This is a genomic window from Sphingopyxis sp. SCN 67-31 (assembly GCF_001725095.1).
The window spans coordinates 27,353-46,389 of the sequence record NZ_MEFH01000054.1; the positions used below are offsets into that span (position 1 = coordinate 27,353).

Consider the following 19,037-nt stretch of genomic DNA (forward strand, 5'->3'; position numbering starts at 1 on the left):
GACGCGCCTCGGCTGAGCGCGCCTACCCCATCCGGTCGCGCGGCCGCAGCAGCCGCGTCGCGCCTTGCCAGACGCGACGCGGAAACGCCGTGACTTCGGAGGGGAAGGACAGCAGCAGCAGCACGATCAGCAGCAGGACGAACGCCGCCTGCCCCAGCAATTCCATCCGGAAGATGCTGACCAGCCCACTGGTCAGCTGGTCGTAGAAATTGATGAGCCCGAGCAGGGTGATGAACATCACCATGCGCCCGGTCCGCGCGCTGTTGTAGGCGCCGTTGACCGCATGCATGTCCTCGACCAGCCCCTCGATGCGGTCGATCATCCGGTGCGCCCGCTCGTAACGGTCGCGATTGCCCATCCCCGCCTCGACCGCCGCCAGAGCCTCGCGTTCCTTTTCATAGCGGAACAGATGGCTCGACTGGTTGATCGAATAGCGCCGGAACAGATCGAAGCGCGCCTCCAGATTGCGGCGCAATTCGCGGATCGGCGAGCGCCAGGGCAAGGTGATGGCACGGACGGCCTGCGCCAGCGGGCGCAGCGGCTCTGCGATCAGTTCGGCTTCGTCATTGCCATAGATGAGGACGTCGATCGCCTCCTCGATCTCGGTCACCATCAGTTCGTCGTGCACGGCGACGAGCCACATCAGCGTCAGATAGGGGCAGTTGCCGAGCGCGAGCCGCGCGTCGTGCATCGAGCGCGAATCCTCGCTGATCTCGATATGATAGCGCGGGTGCGCATAGTTGAAGAAGCTTTCGCCGCGGATCGCCGGACGCGTCGAATCATAAAGTTCGGCCGGGTCCTGAAAGGGGAAATCGACCACCGATTGCAGCACGCCCGACAGCGCCAGAAAGGGCAATAGTTCGTCCGGATTTTCGGCCGGATAGTGCGGCTGCGCACCCGCGAGGCACGCCGCGCGCCGCGCCGCCAGTTCGGCCGCCGCCTCGCGCGCCTCGTCGGTCAGCGCAAAATCCTCCTGCAACGCGTCCGAAAAGGAGGCGATGCCGAGCAGCCGTTCGTCCTCGATCGAAATCAACAGGTTGCGCACCGCGCGCGGACCGACCTCGAAGGGCGGCTTCAGTCCCAGCGCGCGTTGCAGATAGCGGCGCAGCCCATTGTGCGTCGCGCTGTCGTCGGCGGCGAGCATCGCGAGGCGCGCCGTCGCCATGTCGGTCAGCGAAACAGGCGATTCGCCGTCGAGAGCGAAACGCCATCCCTTGACCACCTGCTGATCCGGCTTTGCCGCCGCAAGCCGCTGCATCGCGATCAGCGTATATTCGTCGACCCCCTTGCCGCTGCCGTCGGCCTCGGGAAACATGCTGAAGCAATAGAAAAGCCGCCCGCTTTCGAACAGACAGAAGGCGTCGCGATAGCGCAGCGCGATCGTCTTCGCGCCGCCGCAGGCGCTCGTCATCTCCATCGTGCGCCCCTCGGAACGGTATCGCCACTGGGCGGGGCAATGAAGCGTCAGGCGGCGGCGGTCGTCTTCGATCTTTTCGGGCTGGGCCAGGAAGATCAGAGGCCGGCCGCCGCGGCCCGGCCCGCCGTTGGTCACATCGTCCAGATAGGAACGGACAGGCTCGACCAGCGCATCATAGGCCGGGAAGCGCGAATCGGATTCGTCGTCCGGTTCGATCGCGCGGTGGATCGATTCGAGGCGGAAAGCCGCCGGATGGCCGCTTTCGCCGATCCGCACCGGCAGTTCGAACAGAAAGGTCAGCGCGAAATCGGCGATGTCGGGGAACACCGGGCATTCGGCGTAACGCGGCATTGCCACCGTCATCCCTTCGCCCTCGGAAGCGGCAGCAGGTGCAGGGTGTCGCGCGTCTCCAGCGCCGCCATCATGTCCGCCGTGTCGGCATGCGCCGCCAGGTCGGCGCCGAGCGCTGCCGCCAGTTCGCGCAGGAAGGCCGCGACCTGCGGCGCGCGCAGGCTGTCCCGCACCTCACCGTCGCGCAGGAAACACATCAGGTGCAGCCGATAGGGCGGCAGTTCGGGGCGCAGCGGCGGCATCACATAATCGAAATCGAGCATGCGCGCGCCGAGCCCCGCGAGCCTTTTCTGCCGAAGGTCGGTCTCGCCCCGCTCGGCATCGTCATGCGCGTCCTGATAGCGTTCGGTCTCCGCCAGCATCGGCGTCGCGGCGTCGGCGGTCCGGTCAAGCCAGGCGCGCGCCGCGGCGATCAGGCGACGCCCGATTCCCTTGCCGCGCGCGCCCTCCGCGACCGCGATATAGGTGAGCAGACCGATCCGGGCGGCGCGATAATATTCGATCGTCACGCCCGCCACCGGATGGTCCTCCGCGTCGAGCAACAGCACGACCTCGATTCGCGGCTGCGGCGGAGGCGGCGGCTCGGCGGCGTCGAGCAGATCGACCCAATAGCGCGGATCCTCGCGGATCACCGCATCGGGGAAAGCGGGAATATAAACGTCGTGGGCATAGGCCTCCATCAGCGCGTGGCGGCGCGCCGCCGTTTCGCGCGACAGCTCGACCGCCCGCAATTCCGGCGGCGCTCCCTTCGCCTGCGTCGAACCTTCCGTCACGGCGTCTACCCCGCTTCCTTCGCTAAACCGCATAGCGTTACTGCGGGCCGCCCCGTCGCATGGCAAGCCGGATTCGCTCTTTACATGGGGGTCCCCCGACCATATATGCGCCCTCCGCTGCCCCATGGGGACTTCCAATAACCGCAAGGCAGCTCTTGTCGTTTAACTTATTTTTTGGGGGTCCCTTGAGTTGCACCAGCATCATAGCGCCCACGGGCTGATTCAGGCACTTTCGCCGATCGAACCTGTCACGCTTGTCCGCCCGCACGCCGCGCGGCGTGCGGCGCGGTTTTTCATCGAGCGATTTCCCGGCACGACCATGTATGCGGTCAAGGCGAATCCGTCGCCCGACCTGCTGCGCCTGCTGTGGGATTCGGGTGTCACCCACTATGACGTCGCCTCGATCGCCGAGGTGCGGCTGGTGGCGCGCACCCTGCCGCGGGCGACGCTCTGCTTCATGCACCCGGTGAAGGCCGAGGAAGCGATCGCCGAAGCCTATTGGCAGCACGGCGTCCGCACCTTCTCGCTCGACACGATGGAAGAGCTTGAGAAGATCGTCCGCGCGACCCGAAACGCGGCCGACCTCAACCTGCTCGTGCGCCTGCGCGTATCGTCCGACCATTCAAAGCTGAGCCTCGCCGCCAAGTTCGGCGCCGAGCCCGACGAGGTCGCCGAACTGCTGATGGCGACCCGTCAGGCCGCCGACGCGCTCGGCATCTGCTTCCATGTCGGCAGCCAGGCGATGACCCCGCACGCCTATGCGCAGGCGATGGAGCGCGTCCGCGCCGCGATCGTCGCGGCGTCGGTCACCGTCGACATCGTCGATGTCGGCGGCGGCTTCCCGTCGAGCTATCCCGGCATGGAGCCGCCCCCGCTCGATGCCTATTTCGACACGATCCACCGCAGCTTCGAAAGCCTGCCGATCAGCTATTCGGCCGAACTGTGGTGCGAGCCCGGTCGCGCGCTGTCCGCCGAATACAGCTCGCTGATCGTGCGGGTCGAAAAGCGCCGCGGCGACGAGCTCTACATCAACGACGGCGCCTATGGCGCGCTGTTCGACGCCGCGCATGTCGGCTGGCGCTTTCCGGTCACGCTGCTGCGCGATACGGCGAGCGAGGAACTGGCGGCATTCAGCTTCTATGGGCCGACCTGCGACGACCTCGACCATATGGCGGGACCCTTCTACCTGCCCGCCGACGTCAAGCCGGGCGATTTCATCGAGATCGGCATGCTCGGCGCCTATGGCTGCGCGATGCGGACGAAGTTCAACGGTTTCGGAGCCGAGGAAATCCACGTCGTCAGCGACGAGCCGATGACCAGCCTCTACACCGGCGAGGTCGAACCCGAACGCCGCACGGCGACAGTGACGAAGCTGTTCTGATCGCTTTGCCGCGCCGATAGTTGCAGGGCCGGTTCGCCAATGTGCGAGCCGGCCCTTTTCTTTTGGCGGTGCCGGAGTTCGATGGAATGGCGGACCCGCTTCGTCATGCGGGCGCAGCGAAGCAATCCAGAGTGATTGGAGCATCGAGCATTAAATCTGAACCGTTTGCCCCCCGCTTTCGCGGGGGCAGGCGCTGAGCTTGTCGAAGCCTGTCCTGAGCGCCTGCAAGGCAGTCGAAGGGGGCCGTTCTTTCTTTTGGCGCCGCAAGAAGAAGAGCGGTGCTTCGACAAGCTCAGCACGAACGGCAGAACAGGGTGATGCGGATTTACGGCACGCCGCTCTACGCCCCATCCGGATTGCCGCACGGTTTCGCGGTTCGCGGGTGAAGCGCCCTCGTCGATGGCTCGCCCGACCTCCGCCCTTTCGTCCCTTCGCGGCACAAGCGAAGCTTGCGACATCGGCTCGCATGGTCCACAGGCACGTTCGATTCATGCTGTCGGGAGGTTCTTTTGAGCAAGATTGATGAAAAGTTGCAGCCGGTTCTTGATGAAGTATTACGCCGCAACGCGGGCGAAGCCGAGTTTCACCAGGCGGTTAAAGAGGTATTGGAAAGCTTGGGCCGCGTCGTCGCGAAACATCCCGACTATGCCGACCACGCGTTGATCGAACGCATCTGCGAACCCGAACGGCAGATCATCTTTCGCGTTCCGTGGATCGACGATGACGGCCAGGTCCAGATCAACCGCGGCTTTCGCGTCCAGTTCAATTCGGCGCTCGGCCCTTACAAGGGCGGCATCCGCTTTCACCCGTCGGTCAATCTCGGCATCATCAAGTTCCTGGGCTTCGAACAGATCTTCAAGAACGCACTGACCGGCATGCCGATCGGCGGCGGCAAGGGCGGGTCGGACTTCAACCCGCGCGGCCGCTCGGATCGGGAGATCATGCGCTTCTGTCAGGCCTTCATGCTCGAACTGCACCGCCACCTCGGCGAATATACCGACGTTCCCGCGGGCGACATCGGCGTCGGCGGGCGCGAGATCGGCTATATGTTCGGCCAGTACAAGCGGCTGACCAACCGCTACGAGGCCGGCGTCCTGACCGGCAAGGGGCTCGCCTATGGCGGGTCGCGCGCGCGGACCGAGGCGACGGGCTTCGGCCTCGTCTATTTCGTCCAGCAGATGCTCGCGACCAGGGACCAGTCGCTCGACGGCAAGCGCGTCGTCGTGTCGGGGTCGGGCAATGTCGCCATTTATGCGATCGACAAGGTCCGCCAGTTCGGCGGGACCGTCGTCGCCTGCTCCGATTCGAACGGCTATATCGTCGACGAAGAGGGGATCGACCTCGCCCTGTTGCGCGAGATCAAGGAGGTCCGCCGCGCCCGCCTGTCGACCTATGTCGAGCTCAAGGGGCCGGGCGCCCGCTATATCGAAGGCGGATCGATCTGGGACGTCCCGTGCCAGATCGCCTTGCCCTGCGCGACGCAGAACGAACTGACCGGCAAGGACGCGACGACGCTGATCAAGAACGGCGTCGAGGTGGTCGGCGAAGGCGCCAACATGCCCTCCACCCCCGATGCGGTCGACCTGTTCCACGGCCAGGGCGTGATGTTCGCGCCGGGCAAGGCGGCCAACGCCGGCGGCGTCGCGACCTCCGCGCTCGAAATGCAGCAGAACGCCTCGCGCGACAGCTGGAGCTTCGAGCAGACCGAAGCGCGCCTCGCGCAGATCATGCGCGGCATCCACGACGATTGCGCCGCGACCGCCGACGAATATAGCGCCCCCGGCAATTATGTGCTGGGCGCGAATATCGCCGGCTTCGTGCGCGTCGCGGAGGCGATGAGCGCGCTGGGCGTCGTCTGATCGGCGAAAAGGGGGCGAAGATGGCCATGCTCGAGGGAATCCGGATCGTCGATCTGACCACCGTCATCTTCGGCCCCTATGCGACGCAGATGCTCGCCGACCTCGGCGCCGAGGTGATCAAGGTCGAAACGCCGGGGCTCGGCGACGTGTCGCGCTATCTGGGCACCGGCAAGCCCGATCCGACGATGGGGTCGATCCACCTTACGGTGAACCGCGGCAAGCGCTCGATCGCGCTCGATCTCAAGCAGGCGGAGGACGCCGCGGTGCTGACCGACATCATCGCGACCGCCGACGTCTTCTTCCACAATATCCGCGGCAAGGCGATCGCGCGGCTCGGCTTCGATTACGAAAGCTGCAGGGCGATCAAGCCCGACATCATCTATGTCCACGGCACCGGGTTCGGGCAGGACGGCCCCTATGCCGATCTACAGGCCTATGACGACGTCATCCAGGCCGCGAGCGGGACCACCAGCCTGCTGCCGCGCGTCGACGGCAATCCGCGCCCGCGCTATATCCCGTCGCTGATCGCCGACAAGGTCGCGGGGCAGTTCGGCGCGCAGGCCATCCTCGCCGCGCTGGTCCACAAGCTGCGGACCGGCGAGGGCCAGCATGTCGAAGTGCCGATGTTCGAATGCTTCACCGCCTTCATGCTGACCGAGCATCTGCGCGACGCGACACTCGACCCGCCAATCGGCCCGGCGGGCTATCCGCGCCAGCTCGACCCCGCGCGCCAGCCCTTCCCGACCGCCGACGGCTATCTCGCCATCGTCCCCTATACGCCCGCATCGACCGCGCGGTTGATGGAACTGCTCGGCAGCGAGGATATGCTCGCCAGCCCCGAATATACGGCCGCGAAGGCCGCGGGCACGCAGATGACGCTGATCTATGAGGAGATTGCGCGGCGGACGCCGGCAAAGACCACCGCCGAATGGCTCGCCATCTTTGCCGAGAATGCGATCCCGGCGATGGCCGCGCACGACCTGGAAGAGGTTCGCGACGATCCGCATCTGTCCGCAATCGGCTTTTTCCGCCGCCGCGAGCATCCCGAGGCGGGCGGCTTCGTCGAGATGCGGCCGCCGGTGAAATATGGCGCCGCGCGGGCCGGCGAACTGGGGTTCGCGCCGCGGATCGACCAGGATGGAGAGGCGATCCGCGCCGAGGCCGCGGCGCGCAGAGGCTGATGCGCGCGCCCCATTGCATCTCGCGCCGCATGCCCTAGCATCGCGCCCCGGACGGCCGGGCCGTGACCCGCCGCCGGGGAAGGGGAAATGCGATGCCAGGAAATCTGTTGGCGGCCGGCGCGGTGCTCGTGCTGTGGACGCTCGTCATGCTGCTGTGGACCGCGACGACGCGCTTTTCGGCGCTGGCCAAGGCCGGCGTCGACCTCAAGACCGCGCCGCCGGGCGGGCGCGGGGTCGATCTGGAGGGCGTGCTGCCGCCCGTAACCAACTGGAAATCCCACAATTACACGCATCTGCTCGAACAGCCGACGCTTTTCTATGCAGTGATCGTCTTCCTGCACCTGTCGGGCGGCGACACCGCGCTGACGCAGGGTTTCGCCTGGGCCTATGTCGTGCTGCGCATCGTCCACAGCCTGTGGCAGGCGACGGTGAACCGCGTCCCGGTGCGCTTCACCATCTTCGCGCTGTCGACGCTGTGCCTGCTGGCGCTGTCGGTGCTCGCCGTCATCGCGACGCTGGGTTGAGGGGGGAAAGACATGGATACGAACGCGATACTGGGACCGGTCGCAACGCTCGCGCTGTGGTCGATGGTCATGTGGGTGTGGATGTACGCGACGCGCATCCCCGCGATGAGCCGCGCGAAGATCGACGCCGCGAAGATGGTCGGCGGAACCGGCAAGAATCTCGACGAGGTGCTGCCCGCCGAGGTGCAGTGGAAGGCGCACAACTACAACCATCTGATGGAGCAGCCGACGGTCTTCTATGCCGTCGCGCTGGCACTCGCAGTCGGCGGCCTGGGCGGCGGGCTCAACGCGCAGCTCGCCTGGGCCTATGTCGGATTGCGCATCCTCCACAGCCTGATCCAGGCGACGGTGAACCGGGTGATGTGGCGCTTCGCGGTGTTCGCGCTGGCCAGCCTCGCGCTGCTGGCGCTGTGCGTGCATGCGTTTATGGGGTTCGTGCTGCATTGATGATTCCCCTCCCGCTTGCGGGAGGGGTTAGGGGTGGGCAGCGACGGGGCAGAAGCCCACCCCGCTGCGACTAACGAGCAAGCTCGTAAGTCTCGCTGCCCCTCCCGCTTGCGGGAGGGGAGATTATTTCATGAAGCGCGCCGCCAGTTCGACGTGGGTGGACCAGCGGAACTGGCCGACCGGCTGCACCCAGTCGAGGCGATAGCCGCCCGCGACGAGCCGCTTCGCGTCGCGCGCGAAGCTCGCGGGATTGCAGCTGACATAGGCGATCACGGGCACCGTGGACGCCGCGATCTGCTGCACCTGCTCCTCCGCCCCGGCCCGCGGCGGGTCGAGGATCACCGCGCCGAAGCGGTTCAGATCCGCCGGGATCAGCGGACGGCGGAACAGGTCGCGGTGCTCGGTCGCGACCAGCGCCCGCGCGCGGTTCGCCGCGCCGGTCAGCGCGAGCAGCGCGTCGCGCGCGCCCTCCGCGGCATAGAGCTTGCGCCCCGCCTGCACCGACAGCGCGAAGGTGCCGATGCCCGCGAACAGGTCGGCCACCGCGCTCGTCTCGCCGATCGCTTCGCGCACCGCCGCGACCAGCGCCGCCTCGCCCGCCGCCGTCGCCTGCAGGAAGGCGAAGGGCGGCACCTCGACCGCGATCGCGCCGAAGCGCACCGTCGGAGGCTCGGGCTGCCAGACCGTCTCGACCCCGTCGCCCTGGTCGATCGCGAGCCGCGCCAGCCGATGCGCCGCGGCGAAATCCTGCAACGCCATCGCCGCGTCGAGCCCCTCGGCGCGCACGCCCTCGAGCAGCACCTCGGCGCCCTGATCGAGCCTTTGCAGCTTGACCTTCACCGGCCGGCGCTGCGGCGCGATCGTTTCGAGCAGCCGGCGCAGCGGCTGGACGAGCGCGAACAGCTCGGGCAACAGCAGCGGGCATTCGCGCATGTCGACGATCTGGCTGCTCTGCGCGGCGTTGAAGCCGATGGCGACCCGCCTGCCCGCCCGCAGCGCGGTCAGCGCCGCGCGGCGGCGGCTGTGCGGCGGCGACAGAAGCGCGGGACGGATGGCATCCGCCGTCACCTGCTGCGCCGCAAGCGCCCCCGCCACCCGGTCGCCGACATAGGCGAGAAGCGCGTCCTCGGCGACATGCTGGAGCTGGCAGCCGCCGCATTGGCCGAAATGGCGGCAGACCGGATCGGCGCGGTGCGGGCCGGGCACCAACGCGCCGTCGGCCGCGACGCGGTCGCCCGGCACGCCGCCGGCGACGTGGCGGCCGTCCCCCGTCACGCCGTCGCCGCGCGCGGCGATGCGCACGATCAGATTGTCATCACTCATTTCGTAGTCTTCACCAGGTCATCCGCAACAAGGCCGCGGCCTATAGAGCGCGCCCGCGCGATATGCCAGCCGACCGCCGCGACCGCCGCGTCGAACGCATCGCCGCCGCGCGCCAGCATCGCGCCGCACACCCCCGCGAGCACATCGCCCGTTCCCGCCGTCGCAAGCCAGGGGCTGCCCGGCCACGCCGCCACGACGCGCCCGTCGGGGGCGGCGATGACGGTGTCGGCGCCCTTGTAGATCACCACCGCTTGCGCCCGCCGCGCCGCCGCCAGCGCGCGTTCGATCTTGCTGCCCCGCAGATCCGGAAAGGCGCGCGCGAACTCGCCCTCGTGCGGCGTCAGGATCGCCGCCGGCGCGTCCTTGCCAAGGCGGGGCAGCGCCGCGCCGATCGCCGCGGCATCGAGCACCAGCGGCTTGCCGGTGTCCAGCACCTCCCCGACCGCCGCCGCGAGGGCATCGCCCGCCGGAAAGCCGGGACCGACGACGATGGCGCCGACGCGCGGATCATCCAGCCGCGCGCGGAACGCCGCGGGCGCTTCGGCGATGATCGCCGACAGCGGCGCCGGCCCGCCATCTTCGAGTACCACATAGCCCGCCCCCGCGCGCAGCGCCGCCGCGGCCGAAAGCCCGGCGGCGCCCTTCATCGGCCCGGCGCGGACGAGCACCATGCCGCGGCTGAACTTGTGCGCGTCGGCGGTCGGCGTCTCCGGCCGCAGGGGCGGCAGCGTCCGCATCCGCCGCTCCGCATCGATCCCGATCGGCGCCAGCAGCACGCGTCCGCAGGCCGGTGCGGCCGGCAACAGCAGGTGCGCGGGCTTGAGCGCGCCCAGCGCCAGCGTCACGGCGGCGGGAAGCGGCGGCAGCCAGTCCTGCAAGCCGTCGCTCTCGATCCCGCTCGGCACGTCGACGGCCAGCACGCGCCGGCTTGCGAAGCGGCGCAGCATCGCGGCCCATTCGTCCGACAGCGGGCGCGTCAGTCCGACGCCGAACAAGGCGTCGACGATCAGCGGCGCCGGCACGGTGTCGGACGCGAACGCCTCGACCGGCCCGTCCCACGCGGCGCGCGCCGCCCTCGCCAGATCGGTGGCCGGCGGCGCCAGCGCGGCGACCCGTATCGTCGCGCCGCGCGCCTTCAACAGGCGCGCCACGACATAGCCGTCGCCGCCATTGTTGCCGGGGCCGCACAGGATCAGGACCGGCGCGCCCGCCGCCATCCGCCACGCGGTTTCGGCCACCGCCGCGCCCGCGCGCTCCATCAGTTCGGACAGGGACACGCCCGCCGCCGCGCACGCGGCCTCGGCGGCGCGCATCGCGTCGGCGGTCAGGATCGGGGCATCGGCTGGCACGGTCATCCGCCGGTCCTAAGCTTGTGGGGATTTGGATTTCGACGCATTGCCCCATCCCTTCGTCATGCTGAACTCGTTTCAGCATCCATGGCCGGGCCTTTCCTTTTGCGCCGCCTTCATTCGAGGGCGGGCCATGGACCCTGAAACAAGTTCAGGGTGACGAAAGGCTAAACGGAGCGGACGCCCGAAACCCCACGGGCATAAACCGGATGCCATGGGGTGGAAACGCTTCAATTCCGTTCTTGTCGAGCGAAGCCGAGCCACCCCAGTCATCGTCTGCGGGCGGTGCAGGCGCAAAGGATGATTATTGCGCCCCGCTCGTATTGGCCGGCAGGCGATAGCGGTCGCCGCCGACCGTCACCTCGATCACCCCTTCGCCGACGATCGCCACCTTCGCGGGCTCTGCGCCGTCGGCCGATACGACGCCGCGCCCGTCGGTCGTGATCTGGAGCCGCCGATAACCGACATCCTGTTTCCCGACGACGAGGATCGCGCCATCGGCGCCGCTCATCTCGGTCACGGTGCAGGTGCGGTCGAACAGCTTCGCGCCCTCGAGCGCGCACTCGATACGGCCGTCGGCGGCGGCGCTCTTCGCCCCCCGCGCCTCGGCTTCCGCCAGCGTGCCATTGTCGGGCGCGCCGTTGCAGCCCGCGAGCAGCAGCACCGCGCCGATAGCCCCCGGCCGTCTCATCATCACCGCCCCTTGAGCTGCGACAGGTCGCGCACCGCGCCCCGCGCCGCGCTCGTCGCCATCGCCGCATAGGCTTGCAGCGCGACCGACACCTTGCGCGGACGCGGCTTGGCGGGTTGCCAGGCCGCGTCGCCCTTCGCCTCCATCGCCGCGCGGCGCGCCGCCAGTTCGGATTCGGGGATCGCGAGGGTGATCGTGCGGCCCGGAATGTCGATCTCGATCCGGTCGCCGTCCTCGACGAGGCCGATCGCCCCGCCCTCGGCCGCCTCGGGCGAGACATGGCCGATCGACAGGCCCGACGTGCCGCCCGAGAAGCGCCCGTCGGTGATCAGCGCGCAGGCGGCGCCGAGCCCCTTCGATTTGAGGTAGCTGGTCGGATAGAGCATTTCCTGCATCCCCGGCCCGCCTTTCGGCCCTTCGTAGCGGATGACGACGACGTCGCCCGCCTCGACCTGCCCGGTCAGGATGCCCGCGACCGCCGCGTCCTGGCTTTCATAGACCTTGGCGGGCCCCGCGAATTTCAGGATCGAATCGTCGACCCCAGCGGTCTTAACGATGCAGCCGTCGCGCGCGACATTGCCCGACAGCACCGCCAGCCCGCCGTCCTCGCTGAAGGCATGCTCGGCCGAACGGATCACGCCGTTTTCGCGGTCGAGGTCGAGCGATTCCCAGCGCCGGTCCTGACTGAACGCCGTCTGCGTCGGCACCCCGCCGGGGGCGGCCATGAAGAAGGTCCGCACCGCCGGGTCGTTCGTCCGCCCGATGTCCCACTGGCTGAGCGCATCGCCCAGCGTCGCGCTGTGCACCGTCGGCAGATGCGCATGGAGCAGCCCCGCGCGCTCCAGCTCGCCCAGGATCGCCATGATCCCGCCGGCGCGGTGGACGTCCTCCATATGGACGTCGGCCTTCGCCGGGGCGACCTTCGACAGGCAGGGAACGCGGCGCGACAGCCGGTCGATGTCGGCCATGGTGAAATCGACCTCCGCCTCGTGCGCGGCGGCGAGCAGGTGGAGCACCGTGTTGGTCGAACCGCCCATCGCGATGTCGAGGCTCATCGCATTCTCGAACGCCTCGAAGGTCGCGATATTGCGCGGCAGCACGCTGGCGTCATCCTGCTCATAATAGCGGCGGCACATTTCGACCGCAATGCGTCCCGCGCGCAGAAACAGCGCCTTGCGGTCGGCATGCGTCGCCAGCGTCGATCCATTGCCCGGCAGCGACAGGCCCAGCGCCTCGGTCAGGCAGTTCATCGAATTGGCGGTGAACATGCCCGAACAGCTTCCGCACGTCGGGCACGCCGACTGCTCGATCGCCGTGACTTCGGCGTCGCTATACTGCTCATCGGTGGCGGCGACGATCGCATCGACCAGATCGAGCGCGACCTCCTTGCCCTTGAGGACGACCTTGCCCGCCTCCATCGGCCCGCCCGACACGAACACCACGGGGATGTTGATGCGCAGCGCCGCCATCAGCATGCCGGGGGTGATCTTGTCGCAGTTCGAAATGCACACCATCGCATCGGCGCAATGGGCATTGACCATATATTCGACGCTGTCGGCGATCAGGTCGCGGCTCGGCAGCGAATAGAGCATGCCGTCGTGCCCCATCGCGATGCCGTCATCGACCGCGATGGTGTTGAATTCCTTGGCGACGCCGCCCGCCGCCTCGATCTCGCGCGCGACCATCTGGCCCAGGTCCTTCAGGTGGACATGGCCCGGCACGAACTGGGTGAAGCTGTTGACGACCGCGATGATCGGCTTGCCGAAATCGCTGTCCTTCATGCCGGTCGCACGCCACAGGCCGCGCGCGCCCGCCATGTTGCGCCCGTGAGTGGTGGTTCGTGAACGATAAGAAGGCATGGAGAGGATTCCTGATAATATTATTTCGCGAATGAGCGGATAGAAGCGCCTCTACACGCCTCTTCGGCCAGTTTCAACGACGCTTTCCGAACCATGTGCGCAAGCCGGTCGGCGAACAGCGCCTGCCCGGCGGCATCGGCGACCAGATCCTGCCGCATCTCGATGCCGATATAGGGGATGCCGTTCGCTTCGGCATGGCGGTTCATCGTCGCGTTGAGCAGCTTGCCCGAATAGGGAAGCTGGTCGCCGACGGTCAGCCCTTCCTCGCGCAGCGCCGCGATCGCCAGCGGCGCCAGCCGGTCGTCGTCATTGTAGAGCACGCCGACGTGCCACGGCCGCCGCTGCGCCGGGTCGCTCGCCAGTTCGGGGGTGAAGCTGTGCAGCGAAACGATCATTGCCGGGCGCGCCGCCGCGATCGTCGTGGCGATATGGTCGTGATAGGGGCGAAAGAAGCGCGCGATCCGCGCCGCGCGGTCCGCCTCGCCCAGCGCGTTGCCCGGAATCGCATGGCCGTCGCTGGCGATCGGGATCAGGCCCGGCGCGCTCTCGTCGCGGTTGCAGTCGATCACCAGCCGCGACACGCCGCCCAGGATCGCGGCATCGACCGCGCCGCCGGCGACCAGGCGCCCGGCCACCTCGGCGACGCCGATGTCGATCGCGATATGATTGCTCAGCAGCGCGGGATCGATGCCGAGGTCGATGTCCGCGGGCACGTGCGCGGAGGCATGATCGCCGATCAGCAGCACGCCGCCGGCACGCGGGCGGCCCAGGTCGCGCCACGCCTCGATCACCGCAAAGCTCCCGCCATCTGCCACCAGCCGGGGCGGCGCTGCTTCAGGTGCAGCGCAGCGGCATCGCGCTCGGCGGGCGCGTCGAACAGCGCAAAACAGGTCGCACCAGACCCCGACATCCGCGCCAGCCACGGACGCAGGCCGCCGAGTTCGGTGAGCACGTCGGCGACCGCCGGGCATTGCGCAATCGCCGGGCGCTGCAGATCGTTGCGCGCCGCGAAAAGCTGCGCGCGCAGGTCGGCGCCGGTGAACAGCGGCCCGCGATCGACCCCGTCCCACGCCGCGAAGACCGGTCCGGTCGCCACCGGCTGGCGCGGATTGACGAGCAGCACCGGCGTGCCCGACAGCGCCAGTTCGGGTGCCGGGCTCAATTCGGCGCCCGTCCCGACGCCAAGGCAGGTCTCACTCGCGACACAGGCGGCGACGTCGGCGCCGAGCGGTCGCACCAGCCTTTCCAGTGCGGCATTGCCGACCTCGGGCAGGAAATGGCGCCGCACCAGCCGGGCGAGCGCTGCGGCGTCGGCCGACCCGCCGCCGATCCCCGCCGCGACGGGCAGCGTCTTGGTCAGCCGCAGCGCCAGTGGCGGCACCCGTCCCGCGCCGTGACGCGCGCGCAGCAGCGCCAGCGCGCGCCGGACCAGATTGTCCTCGCCCGCGCTCAATTCCTCGGCAAACTCACCGTCGAGGACCAGCGAATCGCTGTCCGCCACTTCCGCGACCAGCGCATCCCCTGCGTCGACAAAGGCGAACAATGTCTCGATGGCGTGATAGCCGTCGGCGCGGCGGGCGCGGACATGCAGCGCCAGATTGATCTTTGCCCAGCCGGTTTCGCGCATTTCCGCCATCACGGCGCCATTGTCGCCGGCGTCAATCCGTCACGCAGCTTCGCCTCCAGCCGCGTCGCCATGTCGGCGTCGGCGATCAGCGCCGCTGCGCGCCAGACATAGCGCGCGGAGAAGCGCTGCCCCGCCTGCCAATAGGCATCGCCCAGATGCTCGACGATCACCGGATTTTCGGGTTCGCCGCGCTGCGCCGCTTCGAGCAGCGGCACCGCTTCGGCGATCCGACCGGTCAGCACATAGGCCCAGCCGAGCGAATCGGTGATGCTCGGATTCTGCGGCTCCGCCTTCCACGCCGCCTCGATCTGCGCGAGCGACGCATCGATGTTCCGCCGCCGTTCGAGCGCTGAATAACCGGCGAAGTTGAGGATGGTCGGATCGCCCGGACGCAGTGCGACCGCCCGGTCGAGCATCGGTTGCGCCTTGTCCCACTCTCCCTTCTGCAACAACAGATCGGCACGCGCGATCAGGATGGTGGCATGCAGCGCGCGATCCTCCTCGCTGTCACCGAGATCGGCCTCGAGCCGCGCATAGGCACGCTCGGCCGCAGCCCCATCGTCGGATCGCCGCGCAATGTCGGCAAAGCGCACGAGCAGGCTGCGCGACGCCGGCGCCTGCGCGGCCGCCGCCTCGGCAAGCGTTGTCGCGGCGCCCAGATCGCCGGCGTCGGCGAGCAGTTCGGCCTTGCGCATCGCAAGCGCCGGAAGCGGCGGCGCGCCGCGATTGTCCGCGAGCAGCGCGAGCGCCGCTTGCCGCTGTCCGTCCCGGTCGAGCGCCTCGACCAGCGCCGAGCGCACCGTCGGATCGCTGGCGTCGAGCCACCACGCGCTGCGCGCGATCATCAGCGGAAGGCGCGAGTTGCCGACCGGTGCGCGCGCAAATCCATCGGCGAGCAGAGCCAGCCAATGCGCGATCCCGCCGCGCGGCGTCGACACCGGCCGGTCCGAGAGCAGCAGCAGCGGGTCCTCGCGCCCGCCGGTCGCCAGCGCGATCCGGCCGCGCAGCCGCTTTGCCGCTTCGCCCTCGCCCGCCGCGTCGAGCGTCGCGGCAAGCCGCAGCGCGACAAGCTGGCTGGTGCGATCGGTCAGCATCGTCGCGCCAGCCAGCGCGACGGCGTCGGCGGGCCGCTTTGCCGCAAGTTGCACCAGCGCCGCCTCGAGGATGAAGGCGGGCTCGGGTCGCCCCCGGGCACCCGCCGCGAGCAAAGGCCGCTCGGGCAGCTTGCCGCGCGCACCGACCTCGATCCAGGCGCCGATCACGGGCAACAGCAGCCGCGTCATCGGGTCGCCGCCGGTCTTGTCGCCATCCACCCCGGCGAAGGTGCGCGCCGCGCGCCAGTCGGATCGCCGCACCGCGTCGACCGTCAACACCAGACGCGCATCGAAACGCCGCTCGCCGCTGGTCCAGAGCTGCATCGCCGCACTGCGCGCCGCCGCCAGGTCGCCGCCCTGCATCGCCTGTTCGAGTATCCGCCCGCGCAGCCCGGGCAGGCCGGGCGCCCGGCTCGCCACATCGGTCAGCGCCGTCAGCGCGGCGCGTGGATCGCCGGCCTCTTCCGCAAGGCGCGCGCGCGCCAGCGCATTCAGCACCTCGCGTCCGCTCTCGGTCGCCTGCGCGGGCGCAGCCGCCGTGAAGGCCGCGAGCAGCGCGGCCCCCGTCATCAGGCCGACAGACTTACATATTCGGGTAATTGGGGCCTCCGCCACCTTCGGGAGTGACCCAATTGATGTTCTGGGTCGGGTCCTTGATGTCGCATGTCTTGCAATGGACGCAATTCTGCGCGTTGATCACGAACTTCGGGTCGCCTTCGTCCTGCCCGACCACCTCATAGACGCCGGCGGGGCAATAACGCTGCGCCGGCTCGTCATACAGCGGCAGATTATATTCGATCGGGATCGACGGGTCCTTGAGCTGGAGGTGGATCGGCTGATCCTCCTCATGATTGGTGTTCGACAGGAACACCGAGGACAGCCGGTCGAAGGTCAGCACGCCGTCAGGCTTCGGATAATCGGGCTTCTTCATCTGGTCGGCGCGATAGAGCGTCGTGTTGTCCGGATGATGCTTCATGGTAAAGGGTACGCGGATGCCGAAATTCTCCAGCCACATCGTCATGCCCGCCAGCATCGTGCCCGCGAGGTCGCCGAACTTCTCGACCAGCGGCAGCACGTTGCGGACGATGCCGAGTTCCTTCTTCACCCAGCTTTCGTCATAGGCGTCCTGATAGGCGGTTAGGACATCGCCCTCACGCCCCGCCGCGACGGCTGCAAAAGCCGCTTCCGCCGCCATCATGCCCGACTTCATCGCCGTGTGCGTGCCTTTGATGCGCGGCACGTTCAGGAATCCCGCGGTGTCGCCGATCAGCGCGCCGCCCGGGAAGGCGAGTTTCGGCACCGACTGCCACCCCCCGTCGCTGATCGCGCGCGCGCCATAGGAAACACGCTTGCCCCCCTTCAGTATCTCCGCGATCGCAGGGTGCGTCTTCCACTTCTGCATCTCCTGAAAGGGGGAGATGTGCGGATTGCGATAGTTGAGCCAGGTCACGAAGCCCAACGCGACCTGTCCGTTCGCCTGATGATAGAGGAACCCGCCGCCGTTGGCGTTCTCATCGAGCGGCCAACCCTGCGTGTGGATGACACGCCCCGGCGCGTGCTTGGCGGGTTCGATGTCCCACAGTTCCTTGACCCCGATGCCGTAGACCTGCGGCTCGCATTCGGCGTCGAGCGCGAATTGCGGCTTCAATATCTTGGTCAGATGGCCGCGCACGCCCTCGGCGAAGAAAGTGTATTTGGCGTGGAGTTCGAGCCCCGGGGCATAGTCGGGCTTGTGGCTGCCGTCGCGTGCGACGCCCATGTCGCCGGTCGCGACGCCCTTCACCGATCCGTCGTCGTTGTAGAGGATTTCGGCGGCGGGAAAGCCCGGGAAAATTTCGACCCCCAGCCCTTCGGCCTGCTCGGCCAGCCAGCGGCAGAGGTTGCCGAGGCTGCCGGTATAGGTGCCCTTGTTGTGCATGAAGCCCGGCGTGATGATGTGCGGAATGCCGAACTTCTTCTTCTTCGTCAGCATCCAGTGCTGATTGTCATTCACCGGCACTTCGGCGAGCGGACAGCCCTGATCGCGCCAATCGGGCAACAGCTCGTCGAGCGATTTCGGATCGATCACCGCACCCGACAGGATATGCGCGCCGACTTCCGACCCCTTTTCGAGGACGCACACCGACAATTCGCCGCCGGCCTCGTTCGCCAGCTGCTTGAGACGGATCGCCGCCGAAAGCCCCGCAGGCCCCGCGCCGACGATCACGACGTCATAGGGCATCGATTCCCGTTCGCTCACCGCAATCACCTTTCTGCCGTCCCCGCGCGGATCATTCATCGCGTCCCGCGCTCATTCTGTCACGAATTGCGATGCCTTCCAATTGACGCGCCCGTCAACCTCCTGTTTCAAACATTTTCATGGGTGGGCGATATTCAGCCTTGCTGGCCGAAAGCTATTGCGACTGGTGGTCACTGGCCGGTGTGGACTCGCTCGTCGGCGAGGTTCCGGCGGGCTGGCTCGACGTGCCCGTGGCGAACGACGTCGCAGGCCAGACGGGCGCCGCAAGGTCCGGCCCGGCGCCGACGGCCGAACCCGAGCGCGTCGTCCTGCACGCCGCCCTTCAGCGCCAGGAGGCCCCCGCCGCGCCGCAGGCGAAAACGCCCGCGGTGTTTCCCGGTGACTGGCAGGCATTCCAGACCTGGCTTTGCGAAGGCGAAGACGTTCCCGGCAGCCAATGGGACGCGCGTCGCGTGCTGCCTGCCGGCACGGCCGAGGCGCCGCTGATGCTGCTTACCGCGTGGCCGGAGATCGACGATCAGCGCGAAGGCATTCTCTTTGCCGATGCGGCGGGCAAGCTGCTCGACGCAATGCTGCGCGCAATCGGCCTTTCGCGCGCCGACTGCTATGTCGCGAGCCTCGCTGTCACGCGGCCGCCCGGCGGACGCTGCGACGCCCGCGACGCGGCGGAACTCGACCGGCTGCTCTGGCACCATCTGCGGCTCGCGAGGCCGCGGCGGCTGTTGCTGATCGGCGGCGACATCGTGCGAATGGCGGCGGGCATCGCCCTTCCCGACGCGCGCGGAAGGTTACTCGATATTAACCAAGATGGCGGCAAGGTGGAGGCGGTGGCAGTCGCACATCCCGCGACTCTGCTTGCCCGGCCGGTCCAGAAGGCGGCCGCCTGGGATAGCCTGAAACTGTTCAACCGGGGACGTTGACA

Annotated in this window: 16 protein-coding genes; 6 read left to right on the top strand and 10 right to left on the bottom strand. The window is 68.2% G+C overall.

The window, feature by feature from the left end; translation table 11 throughout:
- Positions 1-22: 22 nt before the first annotated feature.
- Both ABS88_RS08335 and ABS88_RS08340 read right to left on the bottom strand, forming a co-directional pair.
- Positions 23-1,780: a hypothetical protein gene (locus ABS88_RS08335; RefSeq protein ID WP_286749607.1), complete on the bottom strand. Its 1,758-nt coding sequence runs from the start codon at positions 1,778-1,780 to the stop codon at positions 23-25.
- Positions 1,777-2,541, bottom strand: a complete 765-nt coding sequence (locus tag ABS88_RS08340) for a GNAT family N-acetyltransferase (RefSeq protein WP_076075041.1) — start codon at positions 2,539-2,541, stop codon at positions 1,777-1,779. The genes ABS88_RS08335 and ABS88_RS08340 overlap by 4 nt, the downstream gene beginning before the upstream one ends.
- A 190-nt stretch (positions 2,542-2,731) precedes the next feature.
- Between ABS88_RS08340 and ABS88_RS08345 the strand changes: the two genes are divergently transcribed.
- The 5 genes from ABS88_RS08345 to ABS88_RS08365 all read left to right on the top strand — a co-directional run bounded on the left by ABS88_RS08345 (position 2,732) and on the right by ABS88_RS08365 (position 7,933).
- A complete protein-coding gene (locus ABS88_RS08345) occupies positions 2,732-3,922 on the top strand; it encodes a type III PLP-dependent enzyme (protein WP_067109469.1) in 1,191 nt (396 codons plus the stop codon).
- 509 nt (positions 3,923-4,431) lie between these two features.
- The gene (gene gdhA, locus ABS88_RS08350) at positions 4,432-5,781 is read left to right on the top strand and encodes an NADP-specific glutamate dehydrogenase (protein WP_076075038.1); all 1,350 of its coding nucleotides are present in this window, start codon (positions 4,432-4,434) and stop codon (positions 5,779-5,781) included.
- A gap of 20 nt (positions 5,782-5,801) precedes the next feature.
- Positions 5,802-6,962 (top strand): CaiB/BaiF CoA transferase family protein, encoded by a 1,161-nt coding sequence (locus ABS88_RS08355; protein ID WP_076075035.1) that lies wholly within the window; start codon positions 5,802-5,804, stop codon positions 6,960-6,962.
- A gap of 92 nt (positions 6,963-7,054) precedes the next feature.
- Positions 7,055-7,486, top strand: coding sequence for an MAPEG family protein (locus ABS88_RS08360; RefSeq protein ID WP_076075032.1), 432 nt, complete (start codon positions 7,055-7,057; stop codon positions 7,484-7,486).
- A gap of 12 nt (positions 7,487-7,498) precedes the next feature.
- Positions 7,499-7,933 (top strand): MAPEG family protein, encoded by a 435-nt coding sequence (locus tag ABS88_RS08365; RefSeq protein ID WP_104959720.1) that lies wholly within the window; start codon positions 7,499-7,501, stop codon positions 7,931-7,933.
- A gap of 123 nt (positions 7,934-8,056) precedes the next feature.
- On the opposite strand, the gene ABS88_RS08370 is transcribed toward ABS88_RS08365, so the two are convergent.
- From ABS88_RS08370 to ABS88_RS08405, 8 genes are all read right to left on the bottom strand, one after another.
- Positions 8,057-9,256: a class I SAM-dependent RNA methyltransferase gene (locus tag ABS88_RS08370; RefSeq protein WP_104959721.1), complete on the bottom strand. Its 1,200-nt coding sequence runs from the start codon at positions 9,254-9,256 to the stop codon at positions 8,057-8,059.
- Positions 9,253-10,611 (bottom strand): NAD(P)H-hydrate epimerase, encoded by a 1,359-nt coding sequence (locus ABS88_RS08375; protein WP_286749610.1) that lies wholly within the window; start codon positions 10,609-10,611, stop codon positions 9,253-9,255. Before ABS88_RS08375 ends, ABS88_RS08370 begins: the two co-directional genes overlap by 4 nt.
- 298 nt (positions 10,612-10,909) lie before the next feature.
- Complete coding sequence (locus tag ABS88_RS08380) at positions 10,910-11,299, bottom strand: hypothetical protein (RefSeq protein WP_199775085.1); 390 nt, start codon at positions 11,297-11,299, stop codon at positions 10,910-10,912.
- Positions 11,299-13,155: a dihydroxy-acid dehydratase gene (gene ilvD / locus ABS88_RS08385; protein ID WP_076075021.1), complete on the bottom strand. Its 1,857-nt coding sequence runs from the start codon at positions 13,153-13,155 to the stop codon at positions 11,299-11,301. The genes ABS88_RS08380 and ilvD overlap by 1 nt, the downstream gene beginning before the upstream one ends.
- A 20-nt stretch (positions 13,156-13,175) precedes the next feature.
- Positions 13,176-13,946: an N-formylglutamate amidohydrolase gene (locus ABS88_RS08390; protein ID WP_076075019.1), complete on the bottom strand. Its 771-nt coding sequence runs from the start codon at positions 13,944-13,946 to the stop codon at positions 13,176-13,178.
- A complete protein-coding gene (locus ABS88_RS08395; protein ID WP_076075016.1) occupies positions 13,943-14,791 on the bottom strand; it encodes a 4-(cytidine 5'-diphospho)-2-C-methyl-D-erythritol kinase in 849 nt (282 codons plus the stop codon). The genes ABS88_RS08390 and ABS88_RS08395 overlap by 4 nt, the downstream gene beginning before the upstream one ends.
- Positions 14,791-16,446, bottom strand: a complete 1,656-nt coding sequence (locus ABS88_RS08400) for a tetratricopeptide repeat protein (protein WP_286749611.1) — start codon at positions 16,444-16,446, stop codon at positions 14,791-14,793. Before ABS88_RS08400 ends, ABS88_RS08395 begins: the two co-directional genes overlap by 1 nt.
- A 13-nt stretch (positions 16,447-16,459) precedes the next feature.
- Positions 16,460-18,115 carry an electron transfer flavoprotein-ubiquinone oxidoreductase gene (locus ABS88_RS08405; protein WP_076077765.1) on the bottom strand — a complete coding sequence of 552 codons (1,656 nt, stop codon included), beginning with the start codon at positions 18,113-18,115 and terminating at the stop codon, positions 16,460-16,462.
- Positions 18,116-18,234: 119 nt separating this feature from the next.
- On the opposite strand from ABS88_RS08405, the gene ABS88_RS08410 reads away from it, so the two are divergent.
- Positions 18,235-19,035, top strand: coding sequence for a uracil-DNA glycosylase family protein (locus ABS88_RS08410; protein WP_076075013.1), 801 nt, complete (start codon positions 18,235-18,237; stop codon positions 19,033-19,035).
- The last annotated feature ends 2 nt before the right edge of the window (positions 19,036-19,037 follow it).

Excerpts from the sequence above, each read along its gene's own strand:
- ABS88_RS08380 (WP_199775085.1), bottom strand. The coding sequence starts at position 11,299 with ATGATGAGACGGCCGGGGGCTATCGGCGCGGTGCTGCTGCTCGCGGGC.
- ilvD (WP_076075021.1), bottom strand. The coding sequence starts at position 13,155 with ATGCCTTCTTATCGTTCACGAACCACCACTCACGGGCGCAACATGGCG.
- ABS88_RS08400 (WP_286749611.1), bottom strand. The coding sequence starts at position 16,446 with ATGACGGGGGCCGCGCTGCTCGCGGCCTTCACGGCGGCTGCGCCCGCG.
- ABS88_RS08410 (WP_076075013.1), top strand. The coding sequence starts at position 18,235 with ATGGGTGGGCGATATTCAGCCTTGCTGGCCGAAAGCTATTGCGACTGG.
- ABS88_RS08395 (WP_076075016.1), bottom strand. The coding sequence starts at position 14,791 with ATGGCGGAAATGCGCGAAACCGGCTGGGCAAAGATCAATCTGGCGCTG.
- ABS88_RS08335 (WP_286749607.1), bottom strand. The coding sequence starts at position 1,780 with ATGACGGTGGCAATGCCGCGTTACGCCGAATGCCCGGTGTTCCCCGAC.
- ABS88_RS08360 (WP_076075032.1), top strand. The coding sequence starts at position 7,055 with ATGCCAGGAAATCTGTTGGCGGCCGGCGCGGTGCTCGTGCTGTGGACG.
- ABS88_RS08375 (WP_286749610.1), bottom strand. The coding sequence starts at position 10,611 with ATGACCGTGCCAGCCGATGCCCCGATCCTGACCGCCGACGCGATGCGC.
- ABS88_RS08365 (WP_104959720.1), top strand. The coding sequence starts at position 7,499 with ATGGATACGAACGCGATACTGGGACCGGTCGCAACGCTCGCGCTGTGG.
- ABS88_RS08355 (WP_076075035.1), top strand. The coding sequence starts at position 5,802 with ATGGCCATGCTCGAGGGAATCCGGATCGTCGATCTGACCACCGTCATC.
- ABS88_RS08370 (WP_104959721.1), bottom strand. The coding sequence starts at position 9,256 with ATGAGTGATGACAATCTGATCGTGCGCATCGCCGCGCGCGGCGACGGC.